Annotated in this window: 15 protein-coding genes; 5 read left to right on the forward strand and 10 right to left on the reverse strand. The window is 71.6% G+C overall.

What is annotated here, in order from left to right:
* Positions 1-26: 26 nt before the first annotated feature.
* The 7 genes from RE421_RS02105 to RE421_RS02135 all read right to left on the reverse strand — a co-directional run bounded on the left by RE421_RS02105 (position 27) and on the right by RE421_RS02135 (position 9375).
* The gene (locus RE421_RS02105; protein WP_309813535.1) at positions 27-1388 is read right to left on the reverse strand and encodes an MATE family efflux transporter; all 1362 of its coding nucleotides are present in this window, start codon (positions 1386-1388) and stop codon (positions 27-29) included.
* A complete protein-coding gene (locus tag RE421_RS02110; protein WP_309813539.1) occupies positions 1385-2224 on the reverse strand; it encodes a type II CAAX endopeptidase family protein in 840 nt (279 codons plus the stop codon). Before RE421_RS02110 ends, RE421_RS02105 begins: the two co-directional genes overlap by 4 nt.
* A gap of 39 nt (positions 2225-2263) precedes the next feature.
* Positions 2264-3337 carry a hypothetical protein gene (locus RE421_RS02115; RefSeq protein WP_309813542.1) on the reverse strand — a complete coding sequence of 358 codons (1074 nt, stop codon included), beginning with the start codon at positions 3335-3337 and terminating at the stop codon, positions 2264-2266.
* Positions 3334-5508 (reverse strand): ABC transporter ATP-binding protein, encoded by a 2175-nt coding sequence (locus RE421_RS02120; RefSeq protein WP_309813545.1) that lies wholly within the window; start codon positions 5506-5508, stop codon positions 3334-3336. Before RE421_RS02120 ends, RE421_RS02115 begins: the two co-directional genes overlap by 4 nt.
* On the reverse strand, positions 5505-7262 hold the full coding sequence (locus RE421_RS02125; protein ID WP_309813548.1) for an ABC transporter ATP-binding protein: 1758 nt from the start codon (positions 7260-7262) through the stop codon (positions 5505-5507). The genes RE421_RS02120 and RE421_RS02125 overlap by 4 nt, the downstream gene beginning before the upstream one ends.
* A gap of 227 nt (positions 7263-7489) precedes the next feature.
* Positions 7490-8341, reverse strand: coding sequence for a MerR family transcriptional regulator (locus tag RE421_RS02130; protein ID WP_309813552.1), 852 nt, complete (start codon positions 8339-8341; stop codon positions 7490-7492).
* Between the two features lie 131 nt (positions 8342-8472).
* Entirely contained in the window at positions 8473-9375 is a 903-nt protein-coding gene (locus tag RE421_RS02135; RefSeq protein WP_309813555.1) for a hydrolase, read from the reverse strand.
* A 25-nt stretch (positions 9376-9400) separates the two neighbouring features.
* Here RE421_RS02135 and RE421_RS02140 point away from each other — a divergent pair, with 25 nt between their 5' ends.
* Positions 9401-9892, forward strand: a complete 492-nt coding sequence (locus RE421_RS02140) for an SRPBCC family protein (protein WP_309813558.1) — start codon at positions 9401-9403, stop codon at positions 9890-9892.
* 49 nt (positions 9893-9941) lie between these two features.
* On the opposite strand, the gene RE421_RS02145 is transcribed toward RE421_RS02140, so the two are convergent.
* Positions 9942-10826, reverse strand: coding sequence for a hotdog domain-containing protein (locus RE421_RS02145; protein WP_309813563.1), 885 nt, complete (start codon positions 10824-10826; stop codon positions 9942-9944).
* A gap of 196 nt (positions 10827-11022) precedes the next feature.
* Here RE421_RS02145 and RE421_RS02150 point away from each other — a divergent pair, with 196 nt between their 5' ends.
* Together RE421_RS02150 and RE421_RS02155 are read left to right on the forward strand one after the other, a co-directional pair.
* Positions 11023-12063 (forward strand): acyl-CoA thioesterase, encoded by a 1041-nt coding sequence (locus RE421_RS02150; RefSeq protein ID WP_309813567.1) that lies wholly within the window; start codon positions 11023-11025, stop codon positions 12061-12063.
* 93 nt (positions 12064-12156) lie between these two features.
* Positions 12157-12756, forward strand: coding sequence for a HEAT repeat domain-containing protein (locus tag RE421_RS02155; protein ID WP_309813570.1), 600 nt, complete (start codon positions 12157-12159; stop codon positions 12754-12756).
* Positions 12757-12773: 17 nt separating this feature from the next.
* Here RE421_RS02155 and RE421_RS02160 read toward each other — a convergent pair whose 3' ends face one another.
* Positions 12774-14339, reverse strand: coding sequence for a molybdopterin-dependent oxidoreductase (locus tag RE421_RS02160; RefSeq protein ID WP_309813573.1), 1566 nt, complete (start codon positions 14337-14339; stop codon positions 12774-12776).
* 133 nt (positions 14340-14472) lie between these two features.
* Complete coding sequence (locus RE421_RS02165; RefSeq protein ID WP_309813576.1) at positions 14473-15177, reverse strand: fasciclin domain-containing protein; 705 nt, start codon at positions 15175-15177, stop codon at positions 14473-14475.
* A gap of 157 nt (positions 15178-15334) precedes the next feature.
* On the opposite strand from RE421_RS02165, the gene RE421_RS02170 reads away from it, so the two are divergent.
* Positions 15335-16549 (forward strand): methyltransferase domain-containing protein, encoded by a 1215-nt coding sequence (locus tag RE421_RS02170; RefSeq protein WP_309813580.1) that lies wholly within the window; start codon positions 15335-15337, stop codon positions 16547-16549.
* Positions 16550-16606: 57 nt separating this feature from the next.
* Positions 16607-19996: a beta-phosphoglucomutase family hydrolase gene (locus tag RE421_RS02175; protein WP_309813582.1), complete on the forward strand. Its 3390-nt coding sequence runs from the start codon at positions 16607-16609 to the stop codon at positions 19994-19996.
* Positions 19997-20069: the final 73 nt, after the last annotated feature.

Here is a 20069-nt window from a genome sequence, read left to right on the forward strand (position 1 = left end):
CATTCTAGGCCTCGGGACGGCGGCGTTCAGCCCTGCCCGGTCTTCATCCACGCCTCGGAGCGCGCCCGCAGCCCGAGCGTCACCGCGCGGGCGCCGAGGAAGACCCCCGCGAAACCGGCCCACAACAGCGCCAGCTGCGCGCCGGCGTCGGGCGCCTGCCCGGTCCCGGCGCCGGTGGCGAGCCAGACCAGCCCACCCAGGGCCGGCAGGTACACCGCCAGGTTCACGACGCCGGCCAGGGCCAGGTAGCGGGCATCGCCGGCTCCGATGAGCACGCCGTCCAGGACGAACACGTAGCCGCCGATGGGTTGTGAGGCGGCCAGGACGAGCAGCCCGGCGGTGGCGGCGGCCTGGACGGCCGGTTCCGGGGTGAAGAGCGGGGGCAGCACCCAGGCCAGCACGGCGAGCAGCGCCCCGGTGATGACGCCGAACCAGAGCGACCAGCGGATCATGGTGCCGGTCAGGGCGCGGGCGTCCTGCCGCCGGCCGGCGCCGAGCTCGCGGCCGATCAGGGCCTGGGCGGCGATCGCGAGGGCGTCGAGCGCGAAGGCCAGGGTGGAGTAGACGGTGAAGACGAGCTGGTGGGCGGCGAGGGTGGCCACGCCCAGGCCCGTGGCCGCCATGACGGTGACGAGGATCGCCGCCCGGAGGCTGGCGGTGCGCAGCAGCAGCCAGGAGCCGACCTGGGCGGTGGCCCGCATGCCGCGCCCGGACGGGGACAGGCGCGTGCCGGCGGTGCGGAAGCGCGGGTACAGCACGGCCAGGTAGACGGCGAACATGCCCCACTGCACCACCGAGGTTCCCGCGGCGGAGCCGGCCACGCCCAGTCCCGCCCCGTACACCAGCACGAAGTTCAGGCCGATGTTCACGGCGAAGCCGATCCCCGCCACGAGCAGCGGCGTCCGGGTGTCCAGCAGCCCGCGCAGGATCCCGGTGGCGGCGAAGACCCCCAGCATCGCGGGGATGCCCGGCATGGACCACTGCAGGTAGGACACCGCGTGCTGCAGCACCGCGCCCTCCGCGCCGATCACCCCGGCCAGCGCCGGGGCCCCGAACCAGCCGGCCACCCCCAGGACCGCGCCGAGCAGCAGGGCCAGCCACACGCCGTCGCGCCCCCGGTCCATCGCGGCACCCAGGTTGCCGGCGCCCAGGAACCTGGACACGGCCGGCGTCGTGGAATAGGCCAGGAAGATCATCAGGCCCGTCACGGTGTGCAGGATGGTGGTGCCCACCCCGACGCCGGCCAGCTCGGCCACGCCGAGATGGCCCACGATGGCGGTGTCCGCCAGCAGGAACAGCGGCTCGGCCAGCAGCGCGCCGAAGGCGGGGACGGCGAGCGCGAGGATCTGGCGGGAGACCGGGCGGGTGTCCCGGGGCGCTGCGGTCACATTCCCTCGGGCAGCAGGGGGAGCAGCGTGTAGGCCACCACGATCGAGACGAGGTTGTTGAAGACGTGAAGGATGGTGGCGTAGGCCAGCGACTTGCCCGTCAGCACGTAGGCCACGGTGATGGCGGCGGCGAGCGTCAGGTAGGGGATGATCTGCACCGGGTCGAACGTGAATCCGGTGCTGATGAAGTGGATGGAGGCGAAGAGGACCATGGAGATCGCCACGCAGACCCAGACGTTGACCCAGCGGGAGAGCTTGCCGATCAACAGGTGGCGGAAGATGTACTCCTCCACGAACGGGGCCATGAACACGGTCACGAGCACCATGGGCAGGAACGCCACCTCGGTGGTCATGCCCTCGATGGCCAGCTGGTTGTCGCTCTTGATGTCCCCGCCGGCGGACATCACCACGAGCGCGTTGACCATGATGCAGGTGAACCAGATCGCCGGGATGAGGCCGATCTTGAGCCACCCGTGCCGCCTGAAGGTCCGGAACGAGGCGATGAACGGCCGCCAGCACGCGATCAGGGCCAGCACGGTCAGGATCGAGTAGGAGATGAGGTTGATCGCGAAGGTGAACGAGCCCTCGCTCAGGGTGCCGTCCGGCTGGATGAACTGCTCGCGGAAGCCGGGGATCAGGGTGACCAGCACGGCCCCGCCGAGGATGAAGATCAGCACGTAGGCCAGCACGGTGGTCAGGTCCATCCAGGTGGGCCCGCCGGGATCCAGGACGATCCGGTCCTGCGGCCGGCGCCCGGGCCAGCCCGGGGGGATGGCCTGCCGGGTACCGGGCCGGTGGTACGTCTGGTGCGGCGCCTGCCTCGGTTCCTCGGTCATGCGCCCATGCTATCGGCGCGGACGGCGGGGCCGGCCCCGTCAGGAACTGCCGCGGGTGAAGATGGCGGCGCGGACGTCGTCGCCCTCCTCCAGGCCGGCACCGAGTGCCGAGCCGATCGTCGCCAGCCCGCCGACGAACCAGGCCAGCTTGAGGTATTCGGTGAACTCGGCCGCCTCCCCGGTGACGGTGCCGAACACCTCGGGGTCCACGAGCAGCAGGGATCCGGCCAGGGCGGCGACGAACAGGGCCACATGCAGGACGGCCACCCCGATCACCACGGAGACCACGGTGGCCAGGTTGAAGACCATGACCTGCTCGCGTTCGCCCCGCCGCCGGGGCCTCTCCCAGAGGCTGGCCCCCACCACGAGGGCCACCGTCACCGAGACCACGGCCACCAACCCGACGAGCGCCATCTGCAGGCCGTTGTACTCGGCCGAGAGCAGCCACAGGTCCGTGGTGATGAGGGTCAGCGCCCCGGTGGCCAGCGCCGCGGACAGGGAGCGGGAGAGCGAGGCCGCCAGCGTCCACGGACGGTTGGCGCGGACGGTGCCCAGCAGCAGCCGCAGGTTGGACGTGGCCACGCGCCAGCCGTACGCCACCTCATTCTCCCCGCCGCGCTCCTCCACGTCCGTGGCCAGCTGGCGGGCGGCGTGGACGGCCCCGCGGAGCTGGGCCGCGGCGGGCTCGGAGTCGTCCGGGTCCAGGCCGAGGATCCGGGCGACGGCGGACTCCACCGCCTCCAGGGGACCCGTGCCCGCGATGCCGAGGGAGACCACGGCGGCCGCGTGGGCCGGCGAGACCTGCCGGGTCAGCGTGTGCTTGCCCTGGCGCAGTGGTTCCTCGCAGAGCCCCACGGCCAGGTCCCAGTCCTCGTCCAGCATCCGGTCACGGGTGAACTCCAGCAGGTCCAGCGACTCGTCCTCGTCGGGCTCGCCGAGGTCCTCCCGGACCACGTCCACGCCCCAGGACAGTCCCGGGTAGGCGGCGTCGAGCCGGGCCGTCAGCCGGGCCGCGAGGTCCGCCGGGGACAATCCCTCCGCCACGTCCGTGGCCAGCAGGACGCCCAGGCGGACCACGACCCCGGGCCCCGGAGGGCCCGCGGGGCCCGTCACGCCCCGGAGGACCCGGGACGGTGCTGCCCCGGCTCCACCACGGGGACGGCCCCGCTCACCGCGGGGACGGCGCCCGCGGCGTCACCGGCCGGCACCTCCCCCACCACCGGGATGGCCCCGGTGCCCACGGACACGGCGGCCTCCTCGGCGTCCAGGTCCACGCCCTGGGTGAACTGGGACATGTACAGCCGGTAGTAGGCGCCCTCGGCGGCGAGCAGCTGCTCGTGCGAGCCCTGCTCCACGATGTCCCCGTGCTCCATCACCAGGATCACGTCGGCGTCCCGGATGGTGGAGAGCCGGTGCGCGATCACGAAGGACGTGCGGTCCGAGCGCAGGGCAGCCATGGCCTCCTGGACGAGGACCTCGGTGCGGGTGTCCACGGAGGAGGTGGCCTCGTCCAGGATCAGCAGGGCTGGATCCGCGAGGAAGGCCCGGGCGATGGTGATGAGCTGGCGCTCACCGGCGGAGATGTTGGCCCCTTCGGCCTCGATCACCGTGTCATAGCCGTCCGGCAGGGTGTGGACGAAGCGGTCCACGAAGGTCGCCCTGGCGGCGGCCACCACCTCCTCGTCGGTGGCATCCAGCCGGCCGTAGCGGATGTTCTCCCGGATGGTCCCGCCGAACAGCACGGCGTCCTGCAGCACCATGCCAATCTGCCCGCGCAGCACCCCGCGGTCCAGGGTGGCGATGTCCACGCCGTCCAGGCGGATCTGGCCGCCGTCGATCTCGTAGAACCGCATGATGAGGTTGACCAGGGTGGTCTTGCCCGCACCGGTGGGTCCGACGATCGCGATCGTCTCCCCGGGCCGGGCGTCCAGGGACAGGTCCGTGATGAGCGGCTTCTCCGCGGTGTAGGAGAACCGCACGTGGTCGAACTCCACGTGCCCGTGCACGGGCTGGGCCAACCGCCCGGGTGCCTTGCCCGCCAGCGCCCCGGCCGGCGCAGTGCCCTGCTCCGCCTGGACCGAGAGGTCCTCCTCCTGCTCCTCGGCGTCCAGCAGCTCGAAGATCCGCTCCGCCGAGGCCACACCGGAGATGAGCATGTTGGCCATGCCGGCCATCTCGCCCAGCGGGGCGTTGAACTCCCGGGAGTACTGGATGAAGGCGGTGACCTGGCCCAGGGACATCTGGCCGGTGGCCACCCGCAGGCCACCGACCACGGCGATGCCCACATAGCCCAGGTACGTCACCCACTGCATGATCGGCATGATCATGCCGGAGTAGAACTGGGCCCGGAACGAGGCCTCGTACAGGTCCTCGTTGCGCTCGTCGAAGCGCTCGCGCATGGCCTCCTGGCGGCCGAACACGGTCACCAGCTCGTGGCCCGTGAAGGACTCCTCGATGTGTCCGTTCAGCCGCCCGGTGTTCTTCCACTGGGCGGTGAACAGCTTCTGGGACTTCGAGCCGATGATGCCCACCACCATGCCGGCGATCGGCAGCGCGATCAGGGCGATCAGGGCCAGCTGCCAGGACAGCACGAACATCATGATGGTGATGCCGATGATGGTCATCACGGCGTAGAACAGCGAGGCGAAGGCCTGCTGCATGGCGGTCTGCACGTTGTCCACGTCATTGGTGGTGCGGGAGAGCAGGTCGCCGCGCTGGCGCGTGTCGAAGTAGCTCAGCGGCAGGCGGTTGACCTTGGCCTCGATCTGCTGGCGCAGCCGGTAGACCACGCGCATGACGATCTCGTTGAGCACGAAGCCCTGGGCCCAGTCGAACAGCGAGGCCACCACGTACATGCCCAGGACCACGGCCAGCAGCCGGGACAGGGCGGTGAAGTCGATCCCGTCGCCCAGCCAGCCGTCGAAGATCACGTCCATGGCCTGGCCCAGGATGGCCGGGGCCCACACCGTGAGGATGGTGGAGACGGCGCCGAAGAGGAACGTCAGCACCACGCCGAGCTTGTGGTCCCGCAGGGTGCCGAAGAGGCGTCCGAGGGACGGCCAGAAGGACTTCGCCTTGCGCGGCGCGGAGCTGGCGCCCCACTCGTCCGCGCCGACGCTGTCCTGCAGCTCGGCGATCTCCTGTTCGGACACGACGCCGGCCCCGGCACCGTCCGCCGTCGCCCCGCCGGCCGCGGTGGACCGGTAGGCGGGACGCTGGACCGCGGGGAACAGCTCCTCCGGGCGCCGGCCCTGATCAGCCTGCTGGTGCTCGCGCTTGCTCATGCCATCTCCTCCGCGCTGATCTGGGAGTCCACGATCTCCCGGTAGGTCTCCGAGGTCTCGAGCAGCTCGTGGTGCGTCCCGCGCCCCACGATCCGGCCCTCCTCCAGGACGATGATCTGGTCGGCCTCCGTGATGGTGGAGACCCGCTGGGCCACCATGATGGTGGTGGCGCCCTGCGTGTAGCCCGTCAGGGCGGACCGCAGCCGGGCGTCGGTGGTGACGTCCAGGGCGGAGAAGGAGTCGTCGAACAGGTACACGCGCGGCCTGGCCACGAGGGCCCGGGCGATGCACAGCCGCTGGCGCTGGCCGCCGGACACGTTGGTGCCACCCTGGGAGATGCCCGAGTCCAGTCCCGTGGCGGCGGACTCGCCCTCGCCCGTGGTCCGGTCCCGGACGAACTCGGTGGCCTGCGCCGTGTCCAGTGCGCTCCACAGCTCCTGCTCGGTGGCCTCCGGCTTGCCGAAGCGCAGGTTCTCCGCGACCGTCCCGGAGAACAGGTAGGGCTTCTGCGGAACCAGCCCCACGGCCTCGGTCAGGGAGGACCGGGACATCCGCTCCACCGGGACGCCGTCGATCAGCACGGCACCGTCCGTGGAGTCGTACAGCCGCGGGATCAGGTTGATCAGCGTGGTCTTCCCGGAACCGGTGGACCCGATGATCGCGGTGGTCTTGCCGGCCTCCGCGGTGAAGGACACCCCGTCCAGGACGGCCGCGTCGGCGCCCGGGTAGGAGAAGGTGACGTCGCGGAACTCGACGGTGCCGTCCCGGCGCCGCGGTTCGGTGGGGTCCGCCGGCTCCTGCACGGAGCCCGTGGTGGTCAGCACCTCGCCGATGCGCCGCGCGGTGATCACGGCGCGCGGGAACATCATGAACATGAAGGTGCCCATCATGACGGCCATGAGGATCTGCAGCAGGTACTGCATGAACGCCGTCAGGGCGCCGACCTCCACGAGGCCGTCGTCCACCCGGTGGCCGCCGAACCACAGCACGGCGGCGGTGGCCAGGTGCAGCACCATGGTGATGACCGGGCCCATCAGGATGAACAGCCGGCCGATGTTGATGGAGGTCCGGGTGAGCACCTCGTTGGCGTCCGTGAAGCGCCGCGCCTCGTGGCGTTCGCGGACGAAGGCCCGGACCACGCGGATGCCCATGATCTGCTCCCGCATCACGCCGTTGATGTCATCGATGTTGGACTGCATCTTCTCGAACAGCGGCATCAGCCGGCGCACCAGCAGTCCCACGATCACGAGCAGTAGGGGCACGGACACCCAGACCAGCCAGGACAGGCCCGGGTCCTCCTGGATGGCCATGACGATCCCGCCGATGGACATGATCGGGACCATGACCATGAAGTTCAGGGCCATCAGCACCACCATCTGCACCTGCTGCACGTCGTTGGTGCCGCGGGTGATCAGCGTCGGGGCGCCGAAGTGGCCCATCTCCTCGGCGGAGAAGTGGTCCACGCGGGTGTAGACGGCCTGACGGATGTCACGGCCGATCGACATGGACATCCGGGCGCCGAACCAGACGGCGGCGATCGCCGTGGCGACCTGGGCCAGGGCCACGCCGAGCATGAGGGCGCCCACGCGCCAGATGTACTCGGTGTCGCCCGTGGCGATCCCGTGGTCGATGATGTCCGCGTTGAGGCTGGGCAGGTACAGCGTGGCCAGGGTGGCGGCCAACTGGAGCACCAGGACGGCCACGACATGGGCCCAGTAGGGCCTGCCGTAGTGCCGGACGAGTTTCCACAGCATGGGTGTTCGCTTCCGGTTCGTTCTGTCCTCGCCGTCGCTGAAGGCGGGAGGGGTATCGGCGGGACCGCGTTCGGGCACAGGGAGGCCGGGACTGCCGGGACGGTCTGGGGGTTCGAGGATCGTGGATCCGAAAATGGTCCACGGTTATCATGCCCGATTCTCGGGCTGAATGGGGCCTTCTCCGCTGACAGTGAACCGAGTCCGCAGGATCGGAGCAGTCCCGGACCTCAGCCCTGCAGCCGGTCGGCGTTGGCATGGATCGCGTCCCGCAGGTACTGCGCCAGTCCGGGGCGCAGGTCCTCGTAGGTCTTCGTGAACCGTGGGTCCTGCACGTACAGGTCCCCCAGGTTGCGGTGGAAGTCCCCGTCGAGCGGATAGAACCAATGGTCGATCACCACGCGGGCGGCCTCGGCGGCGTCCATGGCCTGCTCCGAGTCAGCCGGAGCCCCGGCATCCAGGGCCGCCACGATCAGCCGGTTGCTCTCCTCGGTCTCGGCGCTGATCCGCTCCCAGTCGGCCTTCGTGTACCCCGCGGTCCGGCGCTGCGATTCCTTCCAGGAGTCGGTCTGGCCCCAGCGCTCCTCGGCCTCGGCCTGGTACTCCTCGAACTGCTCGGTGTAGCCGTCCCCGAAGAGCTCGCGCATCTCGGTCTCGGTCAGGTCGATGTCCAGCATGTCCTTCTCCAATGCGGTGTCCAGCGCGGCCAGCAGCCGCGTGAGGTCGGTGATCTTCTCCTCCACCAGCTCGCGCTGGCGCTCCAGGGCCCGACGCCGGCCGGCCGGCTCCGCGCGTCCCTCACCCGGCAGCGCGGCGGCGATGTCCTCCAGCCCCAGCCCCAGCCGCCGGTAGGCCACCACCTGCTGCAGGCGGCCGACGTCATCCGGCGCATAGAGCCGGTAGCCGGTGGCGGACCGTGCGGCCGGGGAGACCAGGCCGATCTGGTCATAGTGGTGCAGGGTGCGCACGGTGACGCCGGTGACGGAGGCGGTCTCCCCCACCGTCATCAATTCGACCTCGGGGTGGATGCCCCGCGGCCGGGCCGGTCCCGTGCGCCGGGCCGGATTCCTCTGGTTCTTCATGTCCCCCACTGAACAGCCTCACGTCGCGTCAGGGTCAACCCCACCCGAAACTGGAGGTCGAATCCGGCCCGTTTACTCGCGGGTAACCGTACACAGGGGCCGGGTTCGACCTCCAGTTGTCCCAGGTCAGGTCAGGTCAGGTGGTCCATCCGTCCCTCGGCCCAGTCGGCATGCCGGGCGGCGGAGCGGTGCACCACCCGCGCGGCGTCGCCGCCCGGAACCCCCAGGACCCCGGAGAAGTTGTCGTAGAGCCGGGCGTAGTCGTAGCGGTCCAGGTGCGCGGCGATGCGCTCGGCCACGGCCCCGGACAGCGGCAGGTAGTTCGGGAACGAGCGCATGAAGGTGGCCCACCGCCGGTCCCGGGCCACGCCCACGGTGTCTCCGGCGAGCAGCACCCCCGCCCCGTCGCGGCCCGTGAAGTGCACCACCACGCTGCCGGGGAAGTGCCCACCCGGCTGGGAGGCGCTCACCCCCGGGAGCCCGGCCAGCGGGGACAGGGAACCGGACCACTCGCGGAGGGAGGCCGGCCGCCGGGCCAGCCAGCCGGCGTCGGGCTCGGAGACGTACACCGGCACGGGCCCGTCCGGGCCGGCCAACGCCTCCGACCACGCCGACTGGGCCCCGTACATGTGGGGGTGGGAGGCGACGATCCCCGCCAGCCCGCCGAGCCCCCGGACCGCCTCGACCGCCGCCGCATCAAGGTACGCGGGCACGTCCACCATGAGGTTGCCCGCCGGTGTGAGCAGGACCTTGGCGTGCTGGCCGATCCCGACGCCGGCCCGCACCCGCAGCGCCCAGAGGCCCGGTTCCAGCTCGGCCAGCTCGGTGCCCGTCCCGGCGGCGCGGAGCTCGCCGACGGTGGTCCAGCGCTGCCCCTCGGCCGGGACCCACTGGCGGTCGTCGGCGCAGATCGGGCAGACGGCGGGCAGCTCCCCGGGGTCGTCGGCCGCCTGCTCGACCCCACAGGTGGCACACAGGATCAGTCTGTCCCAGGGATGGGCTGGAACAGGGGCTGGGGAAGTCTGGTCGCTCATGGTGTCTGCAGTGTAGGTTCCCGGCATGACGGCAGGACAGGACTCCGGCTCAGGGGGCCTCACGGACCTCTCCTTCACCGTGACCGGGCGCATCGCCCGCCCCGTGGAGGTGGTGTACGAGGCCGTGGCGGATCCGGCCCGCCTCTCGCAGTACTTCACCACCGGCGGGGCCGTGGGCCGGCTCGAGTCCGGGGCGGCGGTCCAGTGGGACTTCGCCGACTTCCCGGGCGCCTTTCCCGTGGAGGTCCTCGAGGCCACCGCGCCCCAGCGCATCGTGCTGCGCTGGGACGGCGAGTCGGCGCAGGACGAGACCGGGATGACCACGGTGACGTTCACGTTCTCCCCGCTCGAGCACAACACCCGCACCCTGGTGACCATCACGGAGTCCTCCTGGCAGCCGACCCCGGAGGGCGCCCAGAACGCCTTCGGCAACTGCATGGGCTGGACCGGCATGCTGGCGGCCCTGAAGGCCTGGGCGGAGCACGGGATCAACCTGCGCGAGGGGTTCTACGCCTGAACTCCGGCTGAGCCCCCCGCCCTCAGCCATTCTCGGCCCGCTCCCGGGACTACCCGCCGGCCCACTCGTGGGCGGCCTTGTTGCGCAGGCCCACCAGCTCGAGGGCACGCCGCTCCAGGTCTCGGTCGTTCTCGGTCAGGGCGGACCACTGCGGCACCGGGGCGGCCCGACCGTCCGCTCCCGTGGAGACCATCACGGTCAGCCCGTGGGCGATCAGCATGGGCTCGCGCTCCCGGCGGTCGCCGGCACGGGCCCGCACGGAGAGGTGCATGGACCGCGAACTCGTGTGGACCAGCCGGGCCTCGAGCTCCACCAGGTCCCCCACGCGCACGGGCTGGTAGAAGCGCACGCCGCCGGTGAAGACCGCCACCACGGGCTTGCCAGACCACCGGGAGGCGCACACGTTGGCCGCCTCGTCGATCCACCGCATCACGGCCCCGCCCTGGACCTTCTCCCCCGGGTAGACCTCCCGGGTGTTCGCCACGAAGCGCAGGACCACGGATTCACCGGTCAGCTCGGTGCCCGCCGGCGGGGCCTGGATCATGGCCTCCTCCACCTCGCGGCGGATGGAGCCGCGCAGTTGGGCGAGCCGCTGCCGCTCCTCCTCCTCCGGGGTCCCGGGCGTCCAGGGGCGGACGGGGATGGAGTTGCCCTCGGCGTCCACGGCCACGTAGATCATGACGCACTCCGTGCACACCGTGGCTTTGCCCTGGGCGTCCTTGACCTCGGGCAGGACCACCCGGGTCTGAACGTGCACGGAGGTCCGGCCCGTCAGCACCACCCGCGCCTGCACCACCACGCGGGTCTCCACCGGCACGGGGCGGCCGAAGTGCATGTTGCCCACGTAGGAGGACACCACGTTGGTGCCGGACCAGGAGGCGGCCGAGGCGTAGGCCGTCTTGTCGATCCAGGTCATGACGGTCCCGGCGTCCACGGATCCATCAGGGTGGTCATAGGATTCGGCCCTGAATTGCAGGGCGACGGAACTGTGGGCGGGCATGCAAACAAAATTAGCATCCGTGACGGACGCCACGTTGGCCCGAACCCCGTCGGCCGGGAGAATCTCCGTCAATTACCAGCGGATTCCCAGCTGTCCACCAGCCGTCGGGTCGGTCGGCCACAATAGGGACATGGACAGATTCCCGACGCCGGCTGCCCCCTCCCCCGGCCGGTCACCGGCCGCCGCGGCACCGGAGGCGGCGGCGCACCGCCGGCACGAGGTCACCCTGCGGTTCCTCGCAGCCCCCACCGACCGGGGCAAGTCCGGGACCGTGGACGCCGGCCGGGTCCTGGAGTGGGTGGACAAGGCCGCCTTCGCCGCGGCGACCAGTTGGAGCGGCAGCTACTGTGTCACCGCCTACGTGGGCAACATCCATTTCGAGTACCCCGTCCAGGTGGGCGAGATGGTGGAGGTGACGGCCACCGTGCTCCACACGGGCCGGTCCTCCATGCACATCAACACCACCGTCCGCTCGGGTGACCCCAAGACGGGGCTGCTCACCGAACGGGCCCGCTGCCTGGTGATCTTCGTGGCCGTGGATGCCGAGGGCCACTCCACCGCGGTCCCCACCTTCGTGCCCCGCACCCTGGAGCAGGAGCTGGCCCGGGACTATGCGACCTCGCGGATCCCGGTCCGGGAGGAGATCACCGCCGAGCTGCGCGGGCAGGAGTACACGGAGGCGGGCACCGCCGAGCGGGTGGTGCTGCGCTTCCTTGCCGCCCCCACGGACGTGAACTGGGGCGGCAAGGTCCACGGCGGCATCGTGATGGAGTGGATCGACACCGCCGCGTACCTCTGTTCCTCCCGGTACTGCGGCCGGGACACCGTGGCCGTCTTCTCCGGGGGCATCCGCTTCCTGCGTCCCCTGCACATCGGGGACCTGGTGGAGGTGGAGGCGCGGCTGATCTACACGGGGAACAAGGGCATGCACATCGCCGTGGAGGTCCGCTCCGGGGACCCGAAGGGTGGGCCGCTGGAGCAGACCACGAACTGCATCACCGTCATGGTGGCCCGGGACGGCGAGGGCACCTCCGTGCCCGTGCCGGCGTGGGAGCCGGTCAGCGACGAGGACCGGAGGCTGTGGCAGCACGCCCGGACCCTGCTGCAGATCCGCGGCCGGGCCCCGGGCAACCGGCTCCCCAACCACCTGCTGCCCGGGCAGGCCTCGTGAATCGCACCGCCAGACCAAGAACCACGTTATCCGGGCGGAGATCACTAGTGTTCTCTGCCCGGACAGTGCATCGGATGCACGGAAGGATCACTGATGAACAGGAATGACTGGGAGGTGAACCTGCCGGCCACCGCGGAAGGCGAGGAGGCTGGGTGGGTGACGGCCGCCGTCGGGCAGCTGGGTTCACCGCGGCTGGCCGACTGGGCCGTGCGCCTGCTGACGGGCCACGCCCACCCGGGGGATCCGGGGGACCCGGACATCGCGCTGATCCGCGGGGACATCTCCCGGCTGGACCCGGAGCTGGCCCTGGACCCGCACCTGCCCCGGGTGCTCGGCGCCCGCGTGCTCCGGCACCACTGGCACCACCGGGCCGTCCCGGCGGTGCTGACCGGCCTGGAGGACGAGAGCCCGGCCGTGCGGCAGGCGTGCTGCCGGATCGTGGCCGCCCAGGGGGCGACGGAGCTCGTGTCCGCCGCCGGGGCGGTCGAGACCCTGCTCTCCGACCCCGATCCCCGCGTGCGCAGCGCGGCCGCCCTGGCCCTCGGGGAGGTCGGCGGCGAGCGGTCGGCCGGCGCGCTGCAGGGCCTGCTGATGGACCCGGACTCCGTGCTGGCCGGGGCCGCCGAGGAGGCCTTGGCGCGCCTGGCCGAGCGGCACGCCCGGCCGGACCTGCGGGCCGAGCCGGAGTACTGACCCCGGCAGCCGGGCCGCTACTCGACCCGGAAGCGGACCTGGTGCCAGCCGCTGGCCCCGTCCGGCACGGTGTCGGCCCGCTCGGAGGTCTGGACCTCGCCGTCCCGGTTGACCGCGCGGACCCGTGCCGTGTGGTCGCCCGGCTCGCCGTCCCAGTCGAAGGACCACTGGCGCCAGGTGTCCACCGTGGCCTCGGCGGCCAGGGTGGCGTCCTGCCACTCGCCGTCGTCCACCTGCACCTGGACGCGGTCGATGCCGATCGTCTGCGACCACGCTGTCCCGCCGAGCACGGCCCCACCGGCCGGCAGCGTCTCGAAGCCCCGGGGCACGTCGATCCTCGAGGCGAGCTTGATCGGCCCGCGCTCGGACCACCCGCGCTGGGTCCAGTAGGCGGACTTGTCCGCGAAGCGCGTGACCTCCAGGTCCACCACCCACTTGGTGGCGGAGACGTATCCGTACAGCCCGGGAACCACCATGCGCACCGGGAAGCCGTGTTCCAGCGGCAGCGGCTCCCCGTTCATCCCGACGGCGAGCAGGGCGGCGCGGTCATCGGTCAGGACCTCCAGCGGGGTCGAGGCGCTGAAGCCGTCCGCGGAGGTGGAGAGCACCATGTCCGCACCGCCCTGCGGCCGGGCCCGCGCAAGCAGCTCCCGGATCGGGTACCCCAGCCACTTGGCGTTGCCCGCCAGGTCACCGCCCACCGGATTCGAGACGCACGTCAGCGTCAGCCAGGTCTCCTCAAGGTCCTTCTCCAGCAGCTCGGTGAAGCTGAGGGTGAACTCCTCCTCGACCAGGCCGTGGACCCGTAGCTCCCACGTGGAGGGGTCGATCCGGGGCACGGACAGCGCCGTGTCGATGCGGTAGAACTCGCCGTTCGGGGTGACGAAGGGCGGCATCCCGGGCGCCACGGCCTCCACCCCGTCCGGCAGGGCTGCCGCGGTGCGGCGCGCACCGGGCAGCCGGAGGGCGTCGCGGGTGGCCACGGCCGCGTTGCCAGCGGCGGAGAGCGCACGGCCACCGGCCATGGACACCGCGGCCACCACCGTGGTCAGCCCCGCGGCGATCAGGAAGGAGCGCCGTGCCGTCTCCGGCCGGGGCCCGGCCGCCTCGCCGGAGGCGTGGTCCGGGGCACGGCGGCGCGCCAGCCGCACGAGCCCGTTCAGGGCCACCAGGCCCGCGGCGGCGCCGGCCACGGTCGGCAGCAGGTCGGCCACCCCGGTCCCCGCCCGGGACAGCACCGCCGCGCCGAGCAGGACGGCGATGGCCCCGCACAGCACGGAGGCCGTCACCGGCCGCCGGCGTGCCAGCAGCCCCAGGGCGGCCGCCGCCAGCAGCGCCACCACGCCCATGGACACCAGCAGCACGAGCTTGTCCGCCGTGCCGAAGACATCGATCGCGAAGTCCTTGAGCCAGGCCGGCGTCACGTCGATGAAGGCGGCCCCCACGGCCACCAGTGGTGAGGAGGCCGGGGAGAACAGCACGGAGACGATCTCGGCCACTCCGAACAGCAGGGCAGCCGCGATGGCCCCGGAGGCGGCGAACGGCCACCTCCGGGCGGGGCGTGGCTCGGGATGACCACTCATGGCACGCATTCTTCTCTCCCTCGGTCCTCGGGCACAGAGGCCGGCCCGGTCCCGCGACTGCGGTTCCGGGCCGGCCTCCTGCCGCTGATCACCGGCCCGCGGCCGGCGGCGACTCAATCGGTGACGGAGCCGATCAGTCCATCGGGGGCATCAGGACGGAATCGACCAGGTAGACGGTCGCGTTGGCGGTCTGGACGCCGCCGCAGATGACGCTGGCATCGTTGACCATCATCTCCTCGCCACTGCCGGTCACCTCGAGGTCCTCACCCTGGACGGTGGTGTGCATCCCCTCGATCTCGTCCGGGGACATCTGTCCCGGCACCACGTGGTAGGTCAGCACCGAGGACAGCATGTCGGCGTCCTCCACCACGGCGTTGAGGTCCTCCTCGGGGATGGCGGCGAAGGCGTCATCCACGGGGGCGAACACGGTGAACTCGTCACCGTTGAGGGTGTCCACGAGGTCCACGTCCGGGTTCAGTTCGCCGGAGACGGCCGAGGTGAGCGTGGTCAGCATGGGGTTGTTGGAGGCCGCGGTGGCCACCGGGTCCATGGCCATGCCCTCCACCGAGCCGGCCCCGTCCGGGACCTCCTCGGCGTACGCGGCGCAGCCCGGGCCCACGAGGTTCGCGGCCGGATCCATCATGGACTCGGAGGCGCTCGGCGAACCGGACTCGGAGCCCTCCATGGACTCCTCCATGGAGGAGGACATGGACGGCGAGGCGGACATCGAGGTGTCCTCCGAGGCCGCGGGATCGTCGGTGGCGCCGCCACAGGCGGTCAGACCGAGGGCCGCCACGGCAGCCAGGCTCAGCATGGTGGTTCGCATCGTGGTCTTCATGACTACTCCTTGGGTGTGTGGGACCGGGGCCCCGCTGGTGCGTCCCGCCGCTGGTTCCCGGCGGGCTGTCATGAGGTGTTCGGAGTCACCCGCGGCCCGGATGGGTCCGTCGTGGAAAAAGTTCGACAGGACCCGGAACCACTACCCTTGGAGGACCATGCGATGCCCCCATTTCGACGCCGGCGCGTGCCGCTCCTGCCCCCTCATGGGCGTGCCCTACGCCGAGCAGCTCGCCACCAAGCAGGCCGGGGTCCGCGCCCTGCTGGACCCCGTGGCCGGCACCACCGCGCCGGACGGCTCCGGACTGTGGGACGAGCCGGTCCCCTCGGCCGAGTCCGGTTTCCGGAACAAGGCCAAGATGGTGGTCACCGGCACCGCCGAGGCACCCCGGCTCGGCATCCTCGACCCGCGCCAGCACCCCAAGCACCACGACGGCACGGGCGTGGACCTGCGCGACTGCGGCCTCTACGAGCCAGCCCTCGGCGCCGCCTTCCCCGTGGTGGCGGAGGTCATCACCGCCTCCGGGCTGATCCCGTACAACGTGGGCACCCGTACGGGCGAGCTCAAGCACGTGATCCTGACCCTCTCCCCCGCCGGCGGGCTGATGATCCGCTTCGTGCTGCGCTCCACGGACCAGCTGCCCGCGCTGCGCGCCGCCGTCCCCGCACTGCGGCGGGCCCTGCCGCGCGCCGAGGTCATCACGGCCAACCTGCTCCCCGAGCACCGCGCCCTGCTGGAGGGCCCCGAGGAGATCCACCTCGCCGGCGCGACCACCCTCCGGATGCCCCTGAACGGCATCCCCCTGAACCTCCGCCCCCAGGGCTTCTTCCAGACCAACACCGCCCTGGCCGCCGCCCTCTACGCCCTGGCCGCCGAGTGGCTGGACGCCACCACGGCCACCAGCGTCTGGGACCTGTACTGCGGGGTGGGCGGCTTCGGCTTCCAGCTCGCGCAGGTCCGGGCGCACGACGTCGGCCCGGCCGGCCCCCTGCCCCCCGGCACCGAGCGCTCGGTGTGGGGCCTCGAGACCTCGCCGGACGCCGTCGCCGCCGCCCAGGTGACCGCCCGGGAGCTGGGCGTGGACGACCGGGTGCGCTTCGCCGTCGGGGATGCCACCGTCCTCGGCGAGGCGCCCGCGGACCTGCCGGACGCCGTCGTGGTCAATCCTCCCCGGCGGGGCATCGGGGCGGACCTGGCCGGCTGGATCGAAGGCTCCGGGATCCGGCACGTGCTGTATTCCAGCTGCAACGCGGCCACCCTGGCGAGAGACCTGGAGCACCTTCCCGGATACCGGCCGGTGCGGGCGCGGCTGCTGGACATGTTCCCGCAGACGGAGCACTACGAGGTGCTGATGCTGCTGGAACGGCGCTGAGCCGGCCCGTTCCGCCCGGATTCTGGGACCCGCGGCCCTCGTGGCTAGGCTGGATTCATGCACCCCCTGACCCGATCCATCGAACTGTCCGGTCCCGCGCGCAGGCATGCCCTGAGGCATTTCCGGGCCGTCATCTTCGACATGGACGGAGTGGTCACGGACACCGCCGGCGTGCACGCCCGGGCCTGGAAGGACCTCTTCGACTCAAGCCTGCCGGCGGTGGGCGCCCTCCCGCAGAACGAGGCCGCCGTGACGGCCGACCCACAGATCCTGCGGCCCTTCGACGAGCGGGCCGACTACCTCGCGTTCGTGGACGGCAAGCCGCGCGAGGACGGCGTGCGCTCCTTCTTCGCCTCCCGCGGGCTGGTGGTGCCGGAGTCATCCGAGGCACCGGCGCCCGAGCCGCCGGCGGAGGCGCTGACCGTGCAGGGCCTCGCGGCGCGCAAGCAGGGCTTCTTCGAGGACGTGCTGAACCGGGACGGGGTCACCGTGTTCCCGGAGACCCTCGCCCTGCTGACCCGGCTGCGGCAGGACGCGGTGCCGACCGCGCTGGTCACCTCCTCCCGGAACTCCGGGCCCGTGCTGGGCGCAGGCCACGTGGAGCGGATGTTCGACGTGGTGGTGGACGGCAACACCGCCCTCGAGCGCGGGCTGCCGGGCAAGCCGGACCCGGCCATGTTCCGGCTCGCCGCCCAGCAGCTGGGCGTGGAGCCCGTGGACGCGATCGTCCTCGAGGACGCCGCCTCCGGCGTGCAGGCCGCCCGCGACGGCGGCTTCGGCCTGGTGGTCGGCGTGGACCGGGCCCGGGACCCGCAGCGGCTCAAGGACGCCGGGGCGGACGTGGTGGTCGAGGACATCTCCACCCTGCACCTGGGCCAGCGGACCACCCGGCCCTTCGACTCCAACTGGGTCCTGGTCTACGACCACTTCGACCCGGCCGAGGAGGGCACCCGGGAGGCCCTGTGCACCCTGGCCAACGGCTACTGGGGCACCCGCGGCTCCGTGCCCGGCACCACGGCCGGGACCACCCACTACCCGGGCACCTACCTGGCCGGTGTCTTCAACCGCCTGGAGTCGGCGGTCCAGGGCAGGACCGTGGAGACCGAGCACATGGTCAACGCCCCGGACTGGACGTTCCTGCTGGTCACGCTCGGCGACGGCGAACAGCTGCTGCCGGGCAACCCCTCGATGATCTCGTACCGCCAGGAACTCGACCTGCGCCGCGGGCTGCTGTCCCGCACCATGCGGTTCCGTGACCCCCAGGGGCGGACCACCCGCGTCAGCACCCGCCAGTTCCAGTCCTTCGCGGGCCACCACCTGGCCGCCATGGAGCTCACGGTGGAGGCGGAGGACTGGTCCGGCACCGCCACGGTGCGCTCCCTGGTGGACGGCCGCGTGGCCAACCGGAACGTCGCGGATGACCGCGGGCTGGCCTCGGACCACTGGGAGCCGGTCGCCTCCCGCGAGGTGGACGGCGAGACCGTGCTGCTGGAGACCGTGACCAGCCAGTCCCGCGTCCACGTGGCCACGGCGGCCCGGACCCGCTTCCAGTACCCCTCCGACGCGCCCGAACCGGTCCGCACGCCGGTGGAGCTCGGCCCCCTGGTGGCCGGTCACGACATCGGGATCGAGCTGGCCGAGGGCGTCCCGGTGATGTTCGACAAGATCGCGGCGGTGGCCAACACCCACGACCACGCGATCTCCACGGTGTGGCACAACGCGGCCAAGAGGGTGGAGCGGACCGGGTCCTTCCGCCAGCTGCTGACGTACCACGAGGAGATGTGGGGGGTGAACTGGTCGCGCTTCGCGGTGAAGCTGGATCCGGCCCCGGAGCAGGGGGGCCACCTGTTGCCGCCGGCCACCCGGCTGGAGACCACGGAGGCGCTGGTGCGGGCCGGCTCCACCCAGCGCCACCAGTTGGCGCTGAACCTGCACACCTTCCACGTGCTGCAGTCCTCCTTCGGCTCCCGCAGCGACCTCGACGCGGGCCTGGGGGCCCGAGGCCTGCACGGAGAGGGCTACCGGGGCCACATCTTCTGGGACGAGATCTTCGTCTACCCCATGCTGACCCTGCGCCGGCCGGATCTGACGCGCGGACTGCTGATGTACCGCTACCGCCGGCTCGGGGAGGCCCGGGCCAATGCGCGCGCCGAGGGGTACCGCGGCGCCATGTTCCCGTGGCAGTCCGGCTCGGACGGCCGCGAGGAGACGCCCACCGAGCTGTGGAACGAGCGCTCCCGGCAGTGGATGCCGGACAACTCGCACAACCAGCGGCACGTCTCCCTGGCCGTGGCGTACTCGGTGCTCCGCTACGTGGAGGCCACCCAGGACGAGACCTTCGTCTCGGACTACGGCGCCGAGATGCTCGTGGAGATCTGCCGGTTCTTCGTCTCGATGGCGCACTTCAACCCGGAGCGGGGCCGGTACGAGCTCCACGGGGTGATGGGCCCGGACGAGTACCACGACGGCTATCCGGAGACTCCCGGCTCGGGGGTGCGGAACAACGCGTACACCAACGTGCTGCTGTCCTGGGTGCTGTCCGAGACGGTGCGGCTGGTGCAGTGGCTGAACGGGCTGGACGACCCCCTGACCGAGTGGCTGGACGTCTTCGAGGACGAGCTGGAGCACTGGGCGGACATGAGCCTGCGGCTGCGCGTGCCGTTCCAGGCCGGCGGCGTGATGAGCCAATTCGACGGCTACGAGGACCTGGACGAGTTCGACTGGACCGGGTACCGGAGCCAGTACGGGAACATCGGCCGGCTGGACCTGATCCTGCAGGCGGAGGGCGACACCACCAACCGCTACCAGCTCTCCAAGCAGGCGGACGTGCTGATGCTCGCCTACCTGTTCTCCTCCGAGGAGTTGCAGGGCATCCTGAACCGGATGGGGTACCACTTCACCTCCGAGGACTTCTCGGCCACGGTGGACTACTACCTGGCCCGCACCTCCCACGGCTCCACCCTGTCCCGGCTGGTCCACGGCTGGGTGGCGGCCCGGACCGACCGCTCGAGCTCCTGGGAGCTCTTCGAGGAGGCCCTCGAGGCCGACCTCTCCGACACCCAGGGCGGCACCACCCGGGAGGGCATCCACCTGGGGGCCATGGCCGGCACCGTGGACATGGTCATCCGCTGCTATGCCGGCGTGGAGACCCGTTCGGACACCCTCTGGCTGCATCCCCTGCTGCCCCTGGAGGTCCCCGGGGTGCAGTTCACCATCCGGTTCCGCCGGCAGCCGCTGAGCGTGCGCATCACCCAGTACTGCATCACCCTGCAGCTGCTCGAGGGCTCCGCCCGGCCCATCCACCTCAACGTGGAGGGGCGGGAGAAGACCATGCACCCCGGGGAGAAGTGGACCGTGCCGCTGCTGAACCGGAACCCGGCGCTGACGGCCGCGGTGGACCCCATGGCCTGCGTCTCCCCGGAGGCAGGCCTGCTCGGCATCCTCTGAGTCCGGGGCGGGGTCATCCTGGAGTCGTACGCGCCGGGCGGCAGGTTCACCCCGCAGTGGCTTCTGGGGCACC

This window comes from Citricoccus sp. I39-566, from assembly GCF_031432995.1.
Classification (GTDB): Bacteria; Actinomycetota; Actinomycetes; order Actinomycetales; family Micrococcaceae; genus Citricoccus; species Citricoccus nitrophenolicus_A.

Excerpts from the sequence above, each read along its gene's own strand:
- RE421_RS02175 (WP_309813582.1), top strand. The coding sequence starts at position 16,607 with ATGCACCCCCTGACCCGATCCATCGAACTGTCCGGTCCCGCGCGCAGG.
- RE421_RS02120 (WP_309813545.1), bottom strand. The coding sequence starts at position 5,508 with ATGAGCAAGCGCGAGCACCAGCAGGCTGATCAGGGCCGGCGCCCGGAG.
- RE421_RS02150 (WP_309813567.1), top strand. The coding sequence starts at position 11,023 with ATGGACAGATTCCCGACGCCGGCTGCCCCCTCCCCCGGCCGGTCACCG.
- RE421_RS02155 (WP_309813570.1), top strand. The coding sequence starts at position 12,157 with ATGAACAGGAATGACTGGGAGGTGAACCTGCCGGCCACCGCGGAAGGC.
- RE421_RS02165 (WP_309813576.1), bottom strand. The coding sequence starts at position 15,177 with ATGAAGACCACGATGCGAACCACCATGCTGAGCCTGGCTGCCGTGGCG.
- RE421_RS02135 (WP_309813555.1), bottom strand. The coding sequence starts at position 9,375 with ATGAGCGACCAGACTTCCCCAGCCCCTGTTCCAGCCCATCCCTGGGAC.
- RE421_RS02110 (WP_309813539.1), bottom strand. The coding sequence starts at position 2,224 with ATGACCGAGGAACCGAGGCAGGCGCCGCACCAGACGTACCACCGGCCC.
- RE421_RS02140 (WP_309813558.1), top strand. The coding sequence starts at position 9,401 with ATGACGGCAGGACAGGACTCCGGCTCAGGGGGCCTCACGGACCTCTCC.
- RE421_RS02160 (WP_309813573.1), bottom strand. The coding sequence starts at position 14,339 with ATGAGTGGTCATCCCGAGCCACGCCCCGCCCGGAGGTGGCCGTTCGCC.
- RE421_RS02125 (WP_309813548.1), bottom strand. The coding sequence starts at position 7,262 with ATGCTGTGGAAACTCGTCCGGCACTACGGCAGGCCCTACTGGGCCCAT.
- RE421_RS02130 (WP_309813552.1), bottom strand. The coding sequence starts at position 8,341 with ATGAAGAACCAGAGGAATCCGGCCCGGCGCACGGGACCGGCCCGGCCG.
- RE421_RS02170 (WP_309813580.1), top strand. The coding sequence starts at position 15,335 with ATGCGATGCCCCCATTTCGACGCCGGCGCGTGCCGCTCCTGCCCCCTC.